Annotated in this window: 16 protein-coding genes, 3 tRNA genes and 1 pseudogene; 11 read left to right on the forward strand and 9 right to left on the reverse strand. The window is 72.9% G+C overall.

What is annotated here, in order from left to right; translation table 11 throughout:
* Window positions 1-166: 166 nt before the first annotated feature.
* From ACIRS4_RS04740 to ACIRS4_RS04755, 4 genes are all read left to right on the forward strand, one after another.
* On the forward strand, window positions 167-1,789 hold the full coding sequence (locus ACIRS4_RS04740) for an ABC-F family ATP-binding cassette domain-containing protein (protein ID WP_404190017.1): 1,623 nt from the start codon (window positions 167-169) through the stop codon (window positions 1,787-1,789).
* Window positions 1,790-1,952: 163 nt separating this feature from the next.
* The gene (gene ddaH / locus ACIRS4_RS04745) at window positions 1,953-2,729 is read left to right on the forward strand and encodes a dimethylargininase (RefSeq protein WP_404190019.1); all 777 of its coding nucleotides are present in this window, start codon (window positions 1,953-1,955) and stop codon (window positions 2,727-2,729) included.
* Between the two features lie 248 nt (window positions 2,730-2,977).
* The gene (locus ACIRS4_RS04750; RefSeq protein ID WP_404190022.1) at window positions 2,978-3,952 is read left to right on the forward strand and encodes an acyl-ACP desaturase; all 975 of its coding nucleotides are present in this window, start codon (window positions 2,978-2,980) and stop codon (window positions 3,950-3,952) included.
* Window positions 3,953-4,051: 99 nt separating this feature from the next.
* Window positions 4,052-4,915 (forward strand): hypothetical protein, encoded by an 864-nt coding sequence (locus ACIRS4_RS04755; protein WP_404190024.1) that lies wholly within the window; start codon window positions 4,052-4,054, stop codon window positions 4,913-4,915.
* Between the two features lie 20 nt (window positions 4,916-4,935).
* Here ACIRS4_RS04755 and ACIRS4_RS04760 read toward each other — a convergent pair.
* The 5 genes from ACIRS4_RS04760 to ACIRS4_RS04780 all read right to left on the reverse strand — a co-directional run bounded on the left by ACIRS4_RS04760 (window position 4,936) and on the right by ACIRS4_RS04780 (window position 7,036).
* Window positions 4,936-5,011: transfer RNA gene (locus ACIRS4_RS04760), tRNA-Trp, on the reverse strand.
* A gap of 69 nt (window positions 5,012-5,080) precedes the next feature.
* On the reverse strand, window positions 5,081-6,511 hold the full coding sequence (locus ACIRS4_RS04765) for an SDR family NAD(P)-dependent oxidoreductase (protein ID WP_404190027.1): 1,431 nt from the start codon (window positions 6,509-6,511) through the stop codon (window positions 5,081-5,083).
* A 32-nt stretch (window positions 6,512-6,543) separates the two neighbouring features.
* Window positions 6,544-6,615, reverse strand: a tRNA-Glu gene (locus tag ACIRS4_RS04770).
* 9 nt (window positions 6,616-6,624) lie between these two features.
* A tRNA-Gly gene (locus ACIRS4_RS04775) sits at window positions 6,625-6,696 on the reverse strand.
* Window positions 6,697-6,790: 94 nt separating this feature from the next.
* Complete coding sequence (locus ACIRS4_RS04780; protein WP_207228691.1) at window positions 6,791-7,036, reverse strand: WhiB family transcriptional regulator; 246 nt, start codon at window positions 7,034-7,036, stop codon at window positions 6,791-6,793.
* A gap of 128 nt (window positions 7,037-7,164) precedes the next feature.
* Here ACIRS4_RS04780 and ACIRS4_RS04785 point away from each other — a divergent pair, with 128 nt between their 5' ends.
* Window positions 7,165-7,962 carry a VOC family protein gene (locus ACIRS4_RS04785; protein WP_404190030.1) on the forward strand — a complete coding sequence of 266 codons (798 nt, stop codon included), beginning with the start codon at window positions 7,165-7,167 and terminating at the stop codon, window positions 7,960-7,962.
* Window positions 7,963-8,082: 120 nt separating this feature from the next.
* On the opposite strand, the gene ACIRS4_RS04790 is transcribed toward ACIRS4_RS04785, so the two are convergent.
* Both ACIRS4_RS04790 and ligD read right to left on the reverse strand, forming a co-directional pair.
* Complete coding sequence (locus ACIRS4_RS04790; RefSeq protein ID WP_404190032.1) at window positions 8,083-9,102, reverse strand: LacI family DNA-binding transcriptional regulator; 1,020 nt, start codon at window positions 9,100-9,102, stop codon at window positions 8,083-8,085.
* An 85-nt stretch (window positions 9,103-9,187) separates the two neighbouring features.
* Complete coding sequence (ligD, locus tag ACIRS4_RS04795; RefSeq protein ID WP_404190035.1) at window positions 9,188-10,204, reverse strand: non-homologous end-joining DNA ligase; 1,017 nt, start codon at window positions 10,202-10,204, stop codon at window positions 9,188-9,190.
* 74 nt (window positions 10,205-10,278) lie between these two features.
* On the opposite strand from ligD, the gene ACIRS4_RS04800 reads away from it, so the two are divergent.
* Window positions 10,279-11,367, forward strand: a complete 1,089-nt coding sequence (locus ACIRS4_RS04800; protein ID WP_404190038.1) for an ATP-dependent DNA ligase — start codon at window positions 10,279-10,281, stop codon at window positions 11,365-11,367.
* Window positions 11,368-11,399: 32 nt separating this feature from the next.
* Here ACIRS4_RS04800 and ACIRS4_RS04805 read toward each other — a convergent pair whose 3' ends face one another.
* On the reverse strand, window positions 11,400-12,590 hold the full coding sequence (locus ACIRS4_RS04805) for a zinc-dependent alcohol dehydrogenase (RefSeq protein WP_404190041.1): 1,191 nt from the start codon (window positions 12,588-12,590) through the stop codon (window positions 11,400-11,402).
* A gap of 196 nt (window positions 12,591-12,786) precedes the next feature.
* Here ACIRS4_RS04805 and ACIRS4_RS04810 point away from each other — a divergent pair, with 196 nt between their 5' ends.
* Window positions 12,787-13,917 carry a DUF3048 domain-containing protein gene (locus ACIRS4_RS04810; RefSeq protein WP_404190044.1) on the forward strand — a complete coding sequence of 377 codons (1,131 nt, stop codon included), beginning with the start codon at window positions 12,787-12,789 and terminating at the stop codon, window positions 13,915-13,917.
* Between the two features lie 18 nt (window positions 13,918-13,935).
* On the opposite strand, the gene ACIRS4_RS04815 is transcribed toward ACIRS4_RS04810, so the two are convergent.
* The gene (locus ACIRS4_RS04815; RefSeq protein ID WP_404190047.1) at window positions 13,936-14,409 is read right to left on the reverse strand and encodes a MarR family winged helix-turn-helix transcriptional regulator; all 474 of its coding nucleotides are present in this window, start codon (window positions 14,407-14,409) and stop codon (window positions 13,936-13,938) included.
* Between the two features lie 248 nt (window positions 14,410-14,657).
* Between ACIRS4_RS04815 and ACIRS4_RS04820 the strand changes: the two genes are divergently transcribed.
* The 4 genes and pseudogenes from ACIRS4_RS04820 (at window position 14,658) to pcaH (ending at window position 17,078) form a co-directional block, all read left to right on the forward strand.
* Window positions 14,658-15,440 (forward strand): CoA transferase subunit A, encoded by a 783-nt coding sequence (locus ACIRS4_RS04820; RefSeq protein WP_404190050.1) that lies wholly within the window; start codon window positions 14,658-14,660, stop codon window positions 15,438-15,440.
* Window positions 15,440-16,084 carry a 3-oxoacid CoA-transferase subunit B gene (locus ACIRS4_RS04825; protein ID WP_404190052.1) on the forward strand — a complete coding sequence of 215 codons (645 nt, stop codon included), beginning with the start codon at window positions 15,440-15,442 and terminating at the stop codon, window positions 16,082-16,084. The genes ACIRS4_RS04820 and ACIRS4_RS04825 overlap by 1 nt, the downstream gene beginning before the upstream one ends.
* Window positions 16,081-16,194: pseudogene (locus tag ACIRS4_RS04830) on the forward strand (acetyl-CoA acetyltransferase); the annotation flags it as partial. The gene ACIRS4_RS04825 and the pseudogene ACIRS4_RS04830, both read left to right, overlap by 4 nt.
* A 110-nt stretch (window positions 16,195-16,304) precedes the next feature.
* On the forward strand, window positions 16,305-17,078 hold the full coding sequence (gene pcaH, locus ACIRS4_RS04835) for a protocatechuate 3,4-dioxygenase subunit beta (protein WP_404190055.1): 774 nt from the start codon (window positions 16,305-16,307) through the stop codon (window positions 17,076-17,078).

The following is a 17,078-nucleotide window of genomic DNA, read 5'->3' on the forward strand; positions in this document are numbered from 1 at the left end:
GCGTGCGCGCAGCGTGCGACCTCGGCGTCGAGCCGTCCTTGCGAACGGGCCCCGTCACCATGGGTTTCTTCCCTGACCGCATCCCTGCCGCTCCCCCGCGGTGGTCGCCGCCTCCCGGTGTCTCGATACGCGTCGTCCTGACCGCACACGCGACCGCGAGGCCCACTTGTCATCATCTGTCACCTGTTCCGCCCTGTCCTTCGCCTGGCCCGACGGCACGCCCGTCTTCGAAGGGCTCGACACCGCCTTCGGCCCCGGCCGGACCGGGCTCGTCGGCGTCAACGGCTCCGGCAAGTCCACTCTGTTGAAACTGCTCACCGGTGAACTCGCCCCTGCCGAAGGCGCCGTGCACATCACCGGCGAGGTAGGCCATCTCCCGCAGAACGTCACCCTGGACACCTCCCTCCGCGTCGACGAGGCGCTGGGCATCGCCGCCCGGCGGGCCGCACTGCACGCGATCGAGGCCGGCGACGTGTCCGAGAAGCACTTCGAGACCGTCGGCGACGACTGGGACGTCGAGGAGCGCGCCCTCGCCGCTCTCGGCGAACTCGGGCTCGGCCACATCGGGTTGGACCGCACCGTCGGCGAAATTTCCGGCGGCGAGTCGGTCCTGCTGAGGCTGGCCGCGCTGCTGCTGCGCCGCCCGGACGTCCTGCTGCTGGACGAGCCCACCAACAACCTCGACCTGCACGCACGGCGGCGGCTGTACGCGGCCGTCGCGTCCTGGCCGGGGGTCATGGTCGTCGTCAGCCACGACCGCGAACTCCTGGACCTCGTCGACCAGATCGCCGATCTGCACGCCGGGGAGATCACCTGGTACGGCGGCAACTTCTCCGCCTACGAGGAGGCACTCGTCGTCGAACAGGAGGCCGCCGAGCGCATGTTGAAGGTCGCCGAGGCCGACCTGCGCAAGCAGAAACGCGAACTGGTCGACGCCCAGGTCAAGCTGGCCCGCCGCAAGCGGTACGGGCAGAAGATGCAGGAGCAGAAACGCGAGCCGAAGATCGTGATGGGGGCGCGCAAGCGAGCGGCGCAGGAGTCCGCGGGCAAGCACCGCATCCTCCACGAGGAGCGGCTCGCCGAGGCCAGGGAGCGGCTCGACGAGGCCGCGGAGGCGGTGCGCGACGAGGACGAGATCCGCGTGGACCTGCCGTACACGGCGGTGCCGCCGGGCCGTGACGTGCTCACCCTGCGGGACCTGCGCCTCGCGTACGGCGAGCGCGTGGCGGGCGGTCTCGATCTGCGCGGGCCGGAGCGGGTGGCGCTGGTCGGGCGCAACGGCGCGGGCAAGACGACGCTGTTGCGCACCGTCGCCGGCGAGCTGGAACCGGTGGCGGGCGAGGTGCACACGCATGTGCCGCTGCGTTTCCTGCCCCAGCGGCTGGACGTGCTCGACGGCGAGCTGACCGTGGCCGAGAACGTGGCCCGCTACGCGCCCGGCGCCACCGCGAACCGGATCCGCGCCCGGCTGGCCCGCTTCCTGTTCCGCGGCGCCCGCGCCGACCGCCGGGCGGCGACGCTGTCGGGTGGGGAGCGGTTCCGGGCGGCGCTGGCGGCGCTGATGCTGGCCGAGCCGGCGCCGCAGCTGCTGATGCTGGACGAGCCGACCAACAACCTCGACATGGCGAGTGTGCGCCAGCTCACCACGGCCCTGGAGTCGTACGAAGGCGCCCTGATCGTCGCCAGCCACGACCTGCCGTTCCTGAAGTCGCTCGGCATCACCCGCTGGCTGCTGCTGGACGGGGAGTTGCGGGAGACGACCGAGGACGAGGTGAGCGCCCCTGCGTGAGCCGCGGCGCCGGCCGGGGCTCAGGACGGGCGCGGGGCGGCGCCGCGGGGGTTTTGTGCTGGGCGGGAGGGGTTGCATGATGGCGGATCGGCGTCGGACAGGGGCGCCGGTCGGGGTCTGCCGGGCAGGCCCCGAGCCACCCCGCCGATTCGGAGACCTGGACGTGCCCAGCAAGAAGGCCCTCATCCGCCGCCCCAGCCCGCGCCTCGCCGAAGGCCTGGTGACGCACCTCGAGCGGGAGACGGTCGACGTGGGCCTCGCCCTGAAGCAGTGGGAGGCGTACGTCGAGGCCCTGCGGGCGCACGGCTGGGAGACCGTCGAGGTCGATCCGGCCGACGACTGCCCCGACTCGGTGTTCGTCGAGGACGCCGTCGTGATGTACCGCAACGTCGCCCTGATCGCGCGGCCCGGCGCCGAGTCCCGGCGGGAGGAGACCGCCGGCGTCGAGGAGGCCGTGGCCCGTATGGGCTGCTCGGTCAACTGGATCTGGGAGCCGGGCACGCTGGACGGCGGCGACGTGCTGAAGGTCGGCGACACGGTCTACGTGGGCCGGGGCGGCCGTACGAACGCGGCCGGCGTGCAGCAGGTGCGGGAGGCCTTCGAGCCGCTGGGGGCGCGGGTCGTGGCGGTGCCGGTGAGCAAGGTGCTGCATCTGAAGTCGGCGGTCACCGCGCTCCCGGACGGCACGGTGATCGGGCACATCCCGAAGGTGGACCGCCCCTCGCTGTTCCCGCGGTTCCTCTCGGTGCCCGAGGAGGCCGGCGCGCACGTGGTGCTGCTGGGCGGCCCCAAGCTGCTCATGGCGGCCAGCGCGCCGAGGACGCAGGAGCTGCTCGAAAGCCTCGGGTACGAGCCCGTCGTGGTCGACATCAGCGAGTTCGAGAAGCTGGAGGGCTGTGTGACATGCCTCTCGGTGCGACTGCGGGAGCTGTACGCCTGACCGCGTGACGTGTGCGCCGCCTCAGCCCCGGGACCCGTGCGTCCCGGGGCTGTTCCGCGTACCCGGAAAGATCGGTTCGACGGCTCGGCGAGTCGGCTGGGGCCCGGTCGACCGGCGGCTGATCAGCGCTCTTTACGGCGCCCTTAACCTACGGATTCGTAACCTACGGATTCGTAGCCTACGATCCCGTAAGTTCCGGTGTAGCACCGGATGTCTCTCCGCTCTGCATCTCGTCCCCTGGAGTACCCGTGACGATCGCCTCCCCGCACCTCGGCAGCCCCTCCGTCTGGACCGACGCCAAGCTGCTGTACGCCCTGGAGGAAGTTGTCGAGAAGGAGCTCGACCGGCACCTGAAGGTCACCAAGGACTGGATGCCGCACGAGTACGTGCCCTGGAGCGACGGCCGCAACTTCCCCGGCTTCTTCGAGGACGGCGAGGCCTGGGAGAAGGAGCAGTCGAAGGTCACCGAGATCGGCCGTATCGCCCTGGTCGTGAACCTCCTGACCGAGGACAACCTCCCCAGCTACCACCACGAGATCGCCAGCCTGTTCGGCCGGGACGGCGCCTGGGGCACCTGGGTGCACCGCTGGACGGCGGAGGAGGGCCGGCACGGCATCGTGATGCGCGACTACCTGCTGGCCTCGCGCGCGGTGGACCCGGACAAGCTGGAGGAGTTCCGGATGTCCCACATGAGCGAGGGCTTCGAGTCCGACAACCGGCACTCGATGCTCCACTCGATCGCCTACGTCTCCTTCCAGGAGCTCGCGACCCGCATCTCCCACCGCAACACCGGTCACCAGTCCGGCGACCCGGTCTGCGACCGCATGCTGGCCCGCATCGCGACCGACGAGAACCTCCACATGGTCTTCTACCGCAACCTCCTGAAGGCCGCCTTCGAACTCGCCCCCGACCTCACCATGCAGGCCGTGCGGGACGTCGTCGTCGACTTCCGCATGCCCGGCCACGGCATCCCCGGCTTCGAGCGGGCCGCGGCGCAGATGGCGATCGGCGAGGTCTACAACCTGCGCATCCACCACGACGACGTGCTCCAGCCGGTGCTGCGCTTCCTGAAGGTGATGGAGATCGACGGTCTCGGCCCCGAGGGCCTGAAGGCGCAGGAGGAACTCGGCCTGTACATGGACGGTCTGGACGCCGAGGCCCTGAAGTTCGACGAGAAGCTGGCGGCGCGCAAGGCACGGATGGCGGCACGCGCCGGAGCCTGACACCCGCCGACCCCGGCAACACACCGCTCGAGCCGACGGCCCGCACAGGGAAGCGATTTCCCGGTGCGGGCCGTCGGCGTCATGCGGCATCATGCCGCCATGCACCACAGCCACCCGGAGGGCCGGGCGCTCGGTTTCCTGCTCGGTCTGACCGACGAGGAGACCGCCCGGCGCGTCCGCGCACGCGTCGGGCTGACGGGCGGCGCGCGCCAGACCTCCGCGTCGCGGCGGCAGCGGCTGAGCCGGCCGTGGACATGGCCGCCGGGCGTCCCGTCCTCCCTCGTGCTGTGGGTGCTCCAGGAGGACGACCCGCAGCTGAACGCCGTGGTGTGGCAGTACACCGGCCTCGACACCGGCCTGCGCCGGGCCCTCGCCCGCGGCATCCCGTTCGGCCTCGGGCGTGAGCGGCCACCGCGGCCGGGCTGGCGGCTGCCGGTCGAGGAACCCGGCATACCCGAGAGCTACGTCCGCCACGGCCTGGTCGGCGCCCTGCGCGCGGCGACCACCATGGCCACCGGGCGCGCGGCCGCGTCCATGGTCCTCACCCCGGACGACTGGGCATCGGTCACCGAGGCGGACGCCGAGCGCGCCCTGCCGGGTTACGCGCGCTGGGCGCTGGCCGTACGCCCCGACTGCCCGCCCGCGACCCGCGCCGGCTTCGGCGCGCACCCCAAGTTCACCCACCGGCTCCGTGGCGCGGGCGTCGTCGACGGCCCGGCGCAGTACGCCCTGGACCACGGGCCCGCCGTACGCGTCCTGGATCTGCTGTCCATGGGCGGATCGCTGTTCCCGGCGCGGATCGGCGAAGCCGAAGACGCCTTGCGGCCCCTGGTGCGGCGTCACCTGGGCGACCGGGAGGAGGCGTGGACGGCGCTGGCGCGACTCATGGGCACGTTCCACGGCACCGCCCGCGAGTTGACGGCGACGGCGGGTGCCGTCGCCGGAAACGGGGTGCGACGGTAGGGAGTCGAAGGACGTCAGGGGGCGGGGTGGCTGGATTCGAACCAGCGTGTTCCGGTTTTGGAGACCGGTGCGCCTGCCTCTGCGCTACGACCCCGCCCTTGACGCAGAGCGTAGCGGCTCGGGTCCGGTGTCAGGGAGACCAGGGAGAGGGGACGGCGGGGCCGGTCACCACTGCGCCTCGCGGTAGTCCTTCAGGAACACGCCCGCCACCGGGTCGCCGGCCTCGCCGCGGACGACGGGGTCGTACACGCGGGCCGCGCCGTCCACGATGTCCAGCGGGGTGCGGAAGCCCGCGTTCGCCATCCTGGCCTTCTTGGGCGCGGGGTTCTCGTCGGTGATCCAGCCCGTGTCGACGGCGCACATGTGCACGCCCTGCTCGGCGAGTTCGGCGGCGCTGGTGCGGGTGAGCATGTTGAGGGCGGCCTTGGCCATGTTGGTGTGCGGGTGCCCCGCCGTCTTGTTGCGCACGGCGAACCGGCCCTCCACGGCGGTCACGTTGATCACGTAGCGGCGCGGGCGCGGGGAGGCGAGCAGCAGCGGCAGCAGCCGGTCGCACAGCAGGGCGGGGGCGAGGGAGTTGACGAGCTGCGTCTCCAGCACCTCGGCCGGGTCGAGTTCGCCGAGCCGCGCGGACCAGGAGTTCTCCGGGGACGGGTCGGGCAGCAGCCCGGCCTCGTCGGCCTCGTGCAGGGCTGCGGGCAGGGCGGAGAGGGAGCCGCCGAGACCCTCCAGCATGCGCATCGGCTTGAAGCCGGGCGCGGGGCGCGCGCCTTCGGGCAGCGTGTCGTGCTCGCCGGCGGCCAGCAGGGCGTAGGACGAGGGCGGGCGGCGCACGGTCTGGGCCGCGTTGTTGACGAGGATGTCGAGCGGCTCGCCCTCCCGGCGCAGGTCCTCGCACAGGCCCAGCACCTGGCGCGGGTCGCGCAGGTCGACGGCGAGGACGGTGAGCCGGTCCCGCCAGGCCGCGCTGCGGGGCTCGGCGTGGAACCGGCGCACGGTGTCGTGCGGGAACCGGGAGGTGACGGCGACCTCCGCGCCGTCGCGCAGCATCATCAGAGCCAGCTGGAAGCCGATCTTCACCCTGCCGCCGGTCAGCAGGACCCGGCGTCCGCTCAGGTCGGTGCTCAGGGCGCGGCGCGCACTGTTGTCGGCGGCGCAGGCGGGACAGAGACGGTGGTAGAAGGCGTCGACCTGTCGGTACGGCAGCTTGCAGACGTAGCAGGTGCGGGGCCGGCGGTAGACGCCCACGACGCGGGGGGTGCCGGGTACGGGGCTTGCGACGGGCTCCGTGCCCGGGGTTCGGCCCGTGCTCTCGGCCGACCCCACAGCCTCGGCTCCGTGTCGGACGTCGTCCGTCAGGGGCGCGTCCTCGCGGCGGTCCAGCGCCCCGGTCGAGGTCGCGGCCATCGCCGCCGCGTCGGCGGCGGACACCTGCGCGCCGCGCGCCTTGCGCCGGCGCAGCCGGCCGTCGCGGGCGAAGGACGCCGCGACCTGCTCGGCCCGCAGCCGGACGGGATCGTCGACGGGCAGGGCGCGCAGCCGGCCCACGACGTCGTGAAAGGCGGCGATGTCCGCCTCGGTGATCTCCGCGCCCATCCGTCCCCGCCCGCCCCTGCCGCGTCGAACCGTGGTCCCGACCGGATTCGAACCGGCGTGACCGCCCTGAGAAGGCGGCGAGTCTGCCTCTGCTCTACAGGACCCCGCGCGCATCCGGACAGCCGGATTCGAACCGGCGTGGTCGCCTGGGCAAGGCGGTGCGCCTGCCTCTGCGCTACATCCGGACGCGCTTTTCGGGATCTTAACCGCACCCCCGCGACGCGGTCTCCCGAATATGCCGACCCGGTCGTGCGGCCGACCGTGCCGTGTGTGCCGGGTTCAGGACGAGGTGCGGCGCAGTTCGAGCCGTTCCTTCTCGGAGAGGCCGCCCCACACGCCGAAGCGTTCGTCGTGGTTCAGGGCGTAGTCGAGACAGGCGGGGCGCATCTCGCACAGGCCGCAGATGCGCTTGGCCTCGCGGACCGAGCTGCCGGGCTCCGGGAAGAAGAAGTCCGCCCCGGTCTGCGCGCACAGCGCCTCCCGCTGCCAGGCGAGCTCGGGTGTGCGGATCGTGTCGGTGTACATGGCGAGGATCGTGCCGGGCGGCGAAAAACGTTCGCTCAACGCCGGATATACACGGCCGGGCGGCGGTTGTCAGTGGGCGGTGCCAGACTCGGCAGTGCACAGAACGGGACTGCGAGGAGGAGGGCGCGATGCTCACCACCCGTTTCGTCAACGGCGCTCCGAACTGGGTCGACGTCGGCACGTCGGACATCGAGCGCGCTTCGGCCTTCTACGGCGCCCTCTTCGGCTGGCGGTTCCGGTCGGCGGGGCCGGACGCCGGCGGCTACGGCTTCTTCCAGCTGGACGGGAGGACGGCGGCCGGCGGCATGCAGACCACGCCCGAGCAGGGTCCGCCGTCGTGGACGGTGTACTTCCAGTCGGCGGACGCGGAGGACACCTGCAAGGCGGTCGAGCAGGCGCACGGCAGCGTCCTCTTCCCGCCCATGGACGTCATGGGCCAGGGCACGATGGCGATCCTCGCCGACTCCGCCGGCGCGCCGTTCGGCGTCTGGCAGCCGGGACAGATCAAGGGCGTGGACATAGCGGGCGACCCGGGCTCGCTGCGCTGGGTCGAGCTGTACACGCCGGACGAGGCGGCGGCCGCCGCCTTCTACGGGGCCGCCCTGGGCCTGGAGACGTCGGCCGTGCCGTTCCCGGGCGGCACGTACACGTGCGTCAACCCGGCCGGCGCCGGACCGGAGGCCATGTTCGGCGGGATCGTCCCGCCGGGCGACGATCCCGAGGAGGCAGGGGCGGTGTCGGGCGCGTACTGGCTGCCGTACTTCGAGGTCGCCGACGTGGACACGGCCGTCGCCCGCGCCGGGGAGCTGGGCGGGTCGGTGCGGCGGGCGGCCGTCGACCTGCCGGGCGTCGGCCGCATCGCCTCACTCGCCGACCCGGACGGCGCACGCTTCGCGGTGATGAGGAGCGCACCCCGGCCGGCCTGAGGGACTGCCGGAACTTCCTGAGGCGTGTTTCGGAAGCCCCTCCCCCACTGCCTCCAGGGCGTGGGAGGTGCCCCCAGGCCCTCCGGGCGGACGACACTGCTTTCGAACACGCCCTAAGGGCTAGGCGGAGGCGCGGCGGACCAGGGTGGTCGGCAGGACCGTGCCGGGGCCGGGGGCGGCGGGGTCGTGGCCGCCGTGGAGGAGGAGGCGGGCCATGATCCGGCCCATCTCCTCGATGTCCTGACGGACCGTCGTCAGCGGCGGAGCGGTCTGTTCGGCCACGGGCAGCATGTCGTCGAAGCCGACCACCGCCACGTCCTCGGGCACGCGCCGCCCGTGTGCGCGCAGGACGCGCAGGGCGCCCGCGGCGCTGAGGTCGTTGGCGGCGAACACGGCGTCGAGGTCGGGGCTGCGGTCCAGGAGTTCCCGCATCGCGCGCTCGCCGCCGCCGGGGGTGAAGTCGCCCTCCGCCACGAGCCGCGGGTCCGCGTCGGCCATGACGTCCCGGAAGCCCTGGAGGCGGTCCGCGGCGGAGGTCTGGTCGAGGGGCCCGGTGATGTGCGCGACCCGGCGGCGGCCCAGGCCCACGAGGTGGCGCACGGCCTCGCGGGCGCCGCCGCGGTTGTCGCTGTCGACGTAGACGACGTCCCGGGTGCCGTCGCTCCAGCCGGGGCGCCCGCCGAACACGGTGGGCACACCGGCGCCCTGGATCAGACCGGGCAGCGGGTCGTCGAGGTGGAGGGAGAAGACGAGGGCGCCGTCGACATGGCCGCCGGCGAGATAGCGGGCGACCCGGGCGTGGTCGTCCCGGCCCTCGGTGAGCAGCAGCACCAGCTGGTTGTCATGAGCCGTCAACTCCTTGCTGATGCCTCGGAGTTGGAGTGCGAAGAAGGGGTCGGCGAAGACCCGCGTCTCGGGTTCGGCGATGACGACGGCGACGGCGTCGTGCCGTCTGGTCACCAGGCTGCGGGCGGCCTGGTTGGGGACGTACCCGAGTTCCTCCACGGCCCGCCGGACCCGCTCGACGAGCGGCTCCCTGACCCCGTCCCCGCCGTTGACCACCCGTGAGACGGTGGCCCGGGAGACCCCGGCCCGCGCGGCCACGGCCTCCAGCGTGGGACGCGGGGCTGTCTCGGTCACTGCGGGGCTCCTCCTCGGTGGTGGGGCCAGGATAGCCCTGCGCGGAACCCGCCCTCAGAGCGCTCTCGGCGCCTGCGGGACCCTCTCAGGAGGGGCTCTTGCGGGCCCGGCTCGGCTGGACCCGCCTGGGCTCCCCCGGCATCTTCGGGTACTCCGGCGGATAGGGCAGGTCGCCGAGCCCGTGGTCGTGTTCGTCGCGGCGGGCGAGGTCGAGGAGGGCGTCCAGGGAGTAGGCGTGGTCGTCCATGTCGGCGTGCACGTCGCCGAGTTCGGCGTAGCGGGCCGGCATCGTCGCGATGTCGAAGTCGCGCGGGTGGGCCACGCCGACCTCCTCCCAGCGCAGGGGCGCCGACACGGGGGCGTGCGGGCGGGGCCGTACGGAGTAGGCGGAGGCGATGGTGCGGTCGCGGGCGGTCTGGTTGTAGTCGATGAAGATGCGCTCGCCGCGCTCCTCCTTCCACCACTTGATGGTCACCCGCTCGGGCATCCGGCGTTCCATCTCCCGGCCGACGGCGATGGCGGCGCGCCGGACCTGGGTGAAGGTCCAGCGCGGCTCGATCGGCACGAACACGTGCAGCCCGCGTCCGCCGGAGGTCTTCGGCCAGCCACGCAGCCCTCCGAACTCCTCCAGGACGGCCCGCAGTTCGTGGGCGGCGTGGACGGCGTCGTCGTAGTCGGTGCCGGGCTGCGGGTCGAGGTCGATGCGCAGTTCGTCGGGGCGGTCGACGTCGGTGCGGCGGACCGGCCAGGGGTGGAAGGTGAGCGTGCCGAACTGGGCGGCCCACAGGACGGCGGCTTCCTCGGTGGGGCACATCTCGTCGGCGGAGCGGCCGCTGGGGAAGGTGATGTGGGCGGTCGGGATCCAGTCGGGCATGTTCTTCGGGGCCCGTTTCTGGAAGAAGGACTCGCCGGTGACGCCGTCCGGGTAGCGCTCCAGGGTGGTGGGCCGCTCGCGCAGGGCGCGCAGGATGCCGGGGGCGACGGCCTGGTAGTAGCGGGCGACGTCCAGCTTGGTGAAGCCGCGCTCCGGGAAGAAGACCTTGTCGGGACTGGACAGCCGTACGGTCCGGCCGCCCGCCTGAAGTTCCACCGCATCGCCCATGCGAGCCACGGTAGGCGTACCGCCCATGGCGCGCACACCGGGCGACGACGGCCGTACCGGAGCAGAATCGGACCATGGATCTGCCGGTCATGCCGCCCGTGAAGCCGATGCTCGCCAAGTCGGTGGCGGTGATCCCGCCGGGCATGCAGTACGAGGCGAAGTGGGACGGGTTCCGGGCGATCGTGTTCCGCGACGGGCCCGACGTCGAGCTGGGCAGCCGTACCGGGAAGCCGCTGACCAGGTACTTCCCCGAGCTGGTGGCGGCGCTGCGGGAGCGGGTGCCCGTGCGGTGCGTGCTGGACGGGGAGATCGTGATCGCGCGGGAGGGGCGGCTGGACTTCGACGCGCTGACCGAGCGCATCCACCCGGCGGACTCCCGGGTGCGCACGCTCGCCGAGCGGACCCCGGCGTCGTTCGTCGCGTTCGATCTGCTGGCGCTGGCCGACGAGTCGCTGCTCTCCGTGGGGATGACCGACCGGCGGGCGCTGCTCGCCCGGGCGCTGGCCGGGGTGACGCCGCCCGTGCACCTGGCGCCGGCGACGACGGACGTCGAGGTGGCGCGGCGGTGGTTCGAGGAGTACGAGGGCGCGGGGCTGGACGGGGTGATCGCCAAGCCGCTGACGCTGCCCTACCGGCAGGACGAGCGGGTCATGTTCAAGGTCAAGCACGAGCGCACGGCGGACGTGGTGGTGGCCGGCTACCGGCTGCACAAGAGCGGCCCCGTGGTCGGCTCGCTGCTGCTCGGCCTGTACGACGGCCGGGGCGTCCTCCAGCACGTCGGCGTGTCCGCCGCGTTCTCGATGAAGCGGCGGGCCGAGCTGGTCGAGGAGCTGGAGCCGCTGCGCATGGAGGACGCGGCGGGCCATCCCTGGGCCGCCTGGTCACAGGAGGCCGCCCACGAGACGGCCAGGCTGCCGGGCGCGCCGAGCCGCTGGTCGGGCAAGAAGGACCTGTCCTGGGTGCCGTTGCGGCCGGAGCGGGTGGTGGAGGTGGCGTACGACCACATGGAGAACGGCGCCCGGTTCCGCCACACGGCCCGCTTTCGCCGCTGGCGCCCCGACCGCGCCCCGGAGAGCTGCACGTACGCGCAGTTGGAGGAGCCGGTGCGCTACGACCTGGCGGAGATCCTGGGCGCGCCGCCCAGGACGCCGCCCGGACCGTGAGACCCGGGCGGCGCTGCGCCTGACGGCGCCGGCTACGGCGTCATGAGGAACTTGACCGCGCCGTCCCGCTTCTGCTGGAACGTCTCGTAGGCCTGGGGCGCCTCCGACAGCGGCACGCGGTGGGTGGCGAAGTCGTCGACGCCGAGCGGGTCCTCGTCGGTGAGGTAGGGGAGGATCTCGTCGACCCAGCGGCGCACGTTGGCCTGGCCCATCCGGATCTGGAGCTGCTTGTCGAACATGGTGAGCATGGGCATCGGGTCGGCCATGCCGCCGTAGACGCCGGTCAGGGAGATGGTTCCGCCGCGGCGCACCAGCTCGATGGCGGTGTGCAGGGCGGCGAGGCGGTCGACGCTGAAGCGTTCGGCGAGGAGGCCGCCTATCTTGCGGGGCAACAGGGCGGAGGCGTTCTGGACGAGGCGCGCGGCGGCGCTGCCGTGGGCCTCGGTGCCGACGGCGTCGATCACCGCGTCGGGCCCGCGTCCGTCGGTCTGGTCGCGGATCGCGGCGACCAGTTCCTTCTCGCTGTCGAAACTGCGCAGGTCGAACGTCTCGACGCCCCGGGCGCGAGCCCGCCGCAGCCGGTCCCCGACCAGGTCCACGCCGAACACCCGTCCGGCGCCGCGCACCTGGGCGACCCGGCAGGCCATGTCGCCGATGGGCCCGAGACCGAGCACGGCGACGCTGCCGCCCTCGGGGATGCCGGCGTAGGCGACCGCCTGCCAGGCGGTGGGCAGCACGTCGGAGAGGTAGACGAAGCGGTCGTCGGACGGGCCCTCGGGGACCTTGATGGGGCCGTACTGCGCCTGCGGGACGCGCAGGTACTCGGCCTGGCCGCCGGGCACCGCGCCGTACAGCCGTGTGTAGCCGAACAGGGCGGCGCCCATGCCCTCGCCGGTGACCTGGGTGGTCTCGCATTGGGTGGGCAGGGAGTTGAGGCACATCCAGCAGTCGCCGCAGGCGATCTGGAACGGGACGACGACCCGGTCGCCGGCCTTGAGGTCGGGCACGCCCGCACCGACCTCCTCGACGATGCCCATGGGTTCGTGGCCGAGGATGTCGCCGGGAGTCATGAACGGCGTGAGCACCTCGTAGAGGTGCAGGTCGGATCCGCACAGCCCGGTGGACGTGACGCGGATGACGGCGTCCGTCGGTTCCTGGATCGTCGGGTCGGGCACGGTCTCCACCCGTACGTCGCGCTTCCCCTGCCAGGTCACTGCCTTCATCGTGCCGCGCTCCCTCCACCGACTTCGGGGGCCCGCTCCGGATCCGGGGCCGGGCCCTGGACGCCCCGGGTACCCGAGGGCCCGAGTGGCGAACCGCGCTCCGGACGTCCCCCTGGGCCGAACGGCCCAGTCGGCGCGAACGATCGGGATCGATCGGGTAGGGCCACCGATGAACCGATAAGCGCACAATCAAGTCATGGAACGGGGTGCGAGGGTGGGCGTGACGACGGTGGACGGCGGGACGGGCCCGGGGTGCGGAGCGCGCCGGGGGCGGCCCGTGAACAGGTCGGTGGCGGCCCTGGCCACGGTGGTCGCGGCCGCCCTGGCGGCGGGCTGCTCGGCATCGAGCGCTCCCGTCGACGACGCCCGCGGCGCGGGCCACCGGCCCGGTGGTCACCGGTCGGACGGCGCGAGCCCCGCACCGGCCGCCCCCTCGGCCGGCCGGCCGGAACGCGCCCCCGGCGGCGCGGACCACGACCCCGGGGGCCCCGGCTTGAGCACACCGCCGCCCGCCGGCCCACTGCTCGCCGTGAAGATCGACAACGTCCGGGCGGCCCGTCCGCAGACCGGCCTGGACGCCGCGGACATCGTGTACGTCGAACCGGTCGAGGGCGGCCTGAGCCGGCTGATGGCGGTGTACGCGACGAAGCTGCCGAAGGCGGTCGGGCCGGTGCGCAGCGCCCGTGAGTCCGACCTCGAACTGCTGCGCCAGTTCGACCGGCCGGTCCTGGCCTTCTCCGGAGCGCAGCGCAAACTGCTGCCGCTGATCGGCGAGGCTCCGTTGAAGGCCGCCACCCCCGATGCGGCCCCGGACGCCTACTACCGCAGCGCGGACGGTCAGGCCCCGCACAACCTGTACGTACGGCCCGGCCGGCTGCTGCCCTCGGCCCCCGGCGCGGTCGCTCTGACCACCGGCTTCCGCTTCGGCGCCGCGCCTGCCGGCGGAACGCCGCGGACCTCGCGCACGGTGCGGTACCCGGCCGCCCGCTTCACCTTCGAGTGGTCGCCGGAGCGTCGGCGCTGGCTGGTCTCCACCGACGGCCGCGCGACCACGACCGCCGACGGACGGCGGGCAGCGCCGGCGACGGTGGTCGTGCAGTACATGAGGGTGCGCGCGTCGGCCTACCACGACTCGCTCGGCAACCACACCCCGTACCCGGAGACGGTGGGAGCGGGGAAGGCGGAGGTGCTGCGGGACGGCCGCTCCTACGCGGTGCGGTGGAAGCGACCGGCGGCCGAGGAGGGCACCCGGTTCACGACGAACGACGGCAGACCGGTCGCCTTCGCCCCGGGCCAGGTGTGGGTGGTGTTCGCGAAGGCCCCCTAGTGCCTGTCCGGGCCGAGGTCAGCTCTCCGCCTCGGCCGGCCCCTCCCCGCTCTCCGGGTTGCGCAGCCCCTCCGCCGCGTCCGCCACCCGGCGGAGCAGGTCGAAGAACACCGTCCGCTCCTCGGCGGACAGCGGCGCGAGGAAGACCTGGCTCATCCGGGCGGCGCGCAGGGCGAGCCGGCGGTGCGTGCGCGCGCCCTCGTCCGTGGGGCGCAGCAGGGAGCGGCGGCCGTCCTGCGGGTCGCGGACCTTGTCGAGCAGCCCGCGCCGGGTCAGCCGGCTGACGACCTCGGCGACGGTGGAGCGGTCCAGGTTCACCCGCTCCCCCACCGTGCGCTGGTCGAGGCCGGGCTCGGCGACGAGGGCGTTGAGGACGGCGAACTGGGGTGAGGTGGTCTCCTCGGACACCATGGCGTTCCACAGGAGGTGGTGCCCCTGCTGGAGCCGCCGGGCCAGGTGCCCGGGATGGGTGTTCAGGTCCACCGCCGCCATACGCGCTCCCGAGGTCGGATCGTACGTGCACTGAACGATACCCGGGACCCGAGAGGCCGTCTCCCCTCTGAGTGTCGACGCCCCGCGGCAGGGGGTTGACGGTCGGGCCCGGCGGTGGCAGCGTGAAGAGCACCTCGTCGAATAGTCAGTGCCCTGATCAATCGGAGCTGTGGATCAGGCGCGCGCGGATCGAGGGTTCGAAGGCCTTGCGGCGCGTCGGCGCGTCCACGACAGATGGGGCTTGACGGATGGACAAGGTGGTCGCCACGGCCCTGGAGGCGGTGGCGGACGTGCCGGACGGCGCGTCGCTGGCGGTGGGCGGGTTCGGACTGAGCGGCGTGCCCAATGTCCTCATCCAGGCGCTGTACGAGCGGGGCGTCACCGGCCTGTCGGTCGTCTCCAACAACTGCGGGGCGATGGAATCGGGCCTCGCCGTCCTCCTGGCCGCCGGGCGGATCGGCCGGGTGACCGGTTCCTACATAGGGGCCAACAAGGAGTTCGCCCGCCAGTACCTGGCCGGGGAACTGGAGGTGGAGATGATCCCGCAGGGCACGCTCGCGGAGCGGCTGCGGGCCGGCGGCGCCGGCATCCCCGCCTTCTACACGCCCGCCGGCGTGGGCACGCAGGTCGCGGACGGCGGACTGCCCTGGCGCTACGACGGCGAGGGCGGGGTCGCGCTGGCCTCGCCGGCGAAGGAGGTCCGCGAGTTCGACGGCGCGCGCTACGTCCTGGAGCGCGGTATCCGCACCGACTTCGCGCTGGTCAGGGCGGCCAAGGGGGATCGGCACGGCAACCTCGTCTTCAACCGCTCCGCCCGCAACTTCAACCCGCTCGCGGCGATGGCGGGGCGGGTGACCGTCGCCGAGGTCGAGGAACTTCTGGAGCCGGGCGAGATCGACCCGGACGCGGTGCATCTGCCGGGCGTCTTCGTGCAGCGGGTGGTCGCGCTGACTCCGGAGCAGGCGGCCGACAAGAAGATCGAGCGGCGGACGGTCACGGCGCCCCGCGCGGAGGGGACGGTGAGCCGCTGATGGCCTGGACACGTGAGGAGATGGCCGCCCGGGCCGCGCGCGAGCTCCGCGACGGCCAGTACGTCAACCTCGGCATCGGGCTGCCGACCCTGATCCCCAACTACCTGCCGCCGGGCGTCGAGGTGATCCTCGAGTCCGAGAACGGCATCCTGGGCACCGGCCCCTACCCCACCGAGGACCAGGTCGACCCTGATCTGATCAACGCCGGCAAGGAGACCGTGACGGTCCTGCCGGGGGCGTCGTTCTTCGACTCGTCGCTGTCGTTCTCGATGATCCGCGGCGGGCACATCGACGTCGCCGTGCTGGGCGCGATGCAGGTGTCCGCCAGGGGCGACCTCGCCAACTGGGCGATCCCGGGGAAGATGATCACCGGGATCGGCGGCGCGATGGACCTGGTGCACGGCGCCCGCACGGTCATCGTCGTCATGACCCACACCGCCAAGGACGGCAGCCCCAAGATCCTCGACGAGTGCGCGCTGCCGCTCACCGGCAAGGGGTGCGTCGACCGGATCATCACCGACCTCGGCGTCCTGGACGTCACCGGGGACGGGCTGGTGCTGGCTGAGACCGCGCCCGGCGTGAGCGTCGAGGAGATCGCCGCGCGCACCGCCGCCGAACTCACCGTCACGGAGGCCCTGCGATGAGGGACGTCCGCCTTGTCGACGCGGTCCGCACGCCCGGCGGCCGCTGTGACGGGGCGCTCGCCGCCGTCCGGCCGGACGATCCGGCCGCGCACGTCCTGCGTGAAAACCTCCGGGGCGTCGGCGTCGGCGTGGGGCAGGGCCTCGCGCTCGTCCTCGAACGGTGAGCGGCACCGCACCCCCTGCCCCCTTCGACGAGACCGTCAGGAAACCGGGACACCCCATGACTCTCACCCAGCACGACATCGACCTGGAGATCGCGGCCGAGCGCGCCGCCTACGAGAAGCGGATCGCCGACGGGGCGCCCGTCGAGCACCAGCCGCGCCGCGACTACGCCCCCTACCGTTCCTCCGTGCTGCGCCACCCGAAGCAGCCGCCGGTCACGATCGACGTCGGCACGGACCCGGAGCTGGTCGAGCTGGCCTCCCCCGCCTTCGGCGAGCGCGACGTCACCGAGATCGACAACGACCTGACCCGGCAGCACACCGGCGAGCCGATCGGTGAGCGCATCACCGTCTCCGGCCGGCTCCTCGACCGCGCCGGGCGGCCGGTCCGCGGCCAGCTGATCGAGATCTGGCAGGCCAACTCGGCAGGACGCTACGCCCACCGGCGCGAGCAGCACGACGCACCGCTGGACCCGAACTTCACCGGCGTCGGCCGCACGCTCACCGACGACACCGGCTCCTACCGTTTCACCACCATCCAGCCGGGCCCGTACCCGTGGCGGCAGCACCTCAACGCCTGGCGGCCGGCGCACATCCACTTCTCGCTCTTCGGCTCGGCGTTCACGCAACGGCTGGTGACGCAGATGTACTTCCCGAGCGACCCGCTGTTCCCGTACGACCCGATCATCCAGTCGGTGACGGACGACGCGGCCCGGCAACGGCTGGTCGCCACCTACGACCACGCCCTGTCGGTGCCGGAGTTCTCGATGGGCTACCACTGGGACATCGTGCTCGACGGCCCGCACGCCACCTGGATCGAAGAGGGACGCTGA

It is taken from the genome of Streptomyces sp. NPDC101166, from assembly GCF_044768125.1.
Lineage (GTDB): Bacteria > Actinomycetota > Actinomycetes > Streptomycetales > Streptomycetaceae > Streptomyces.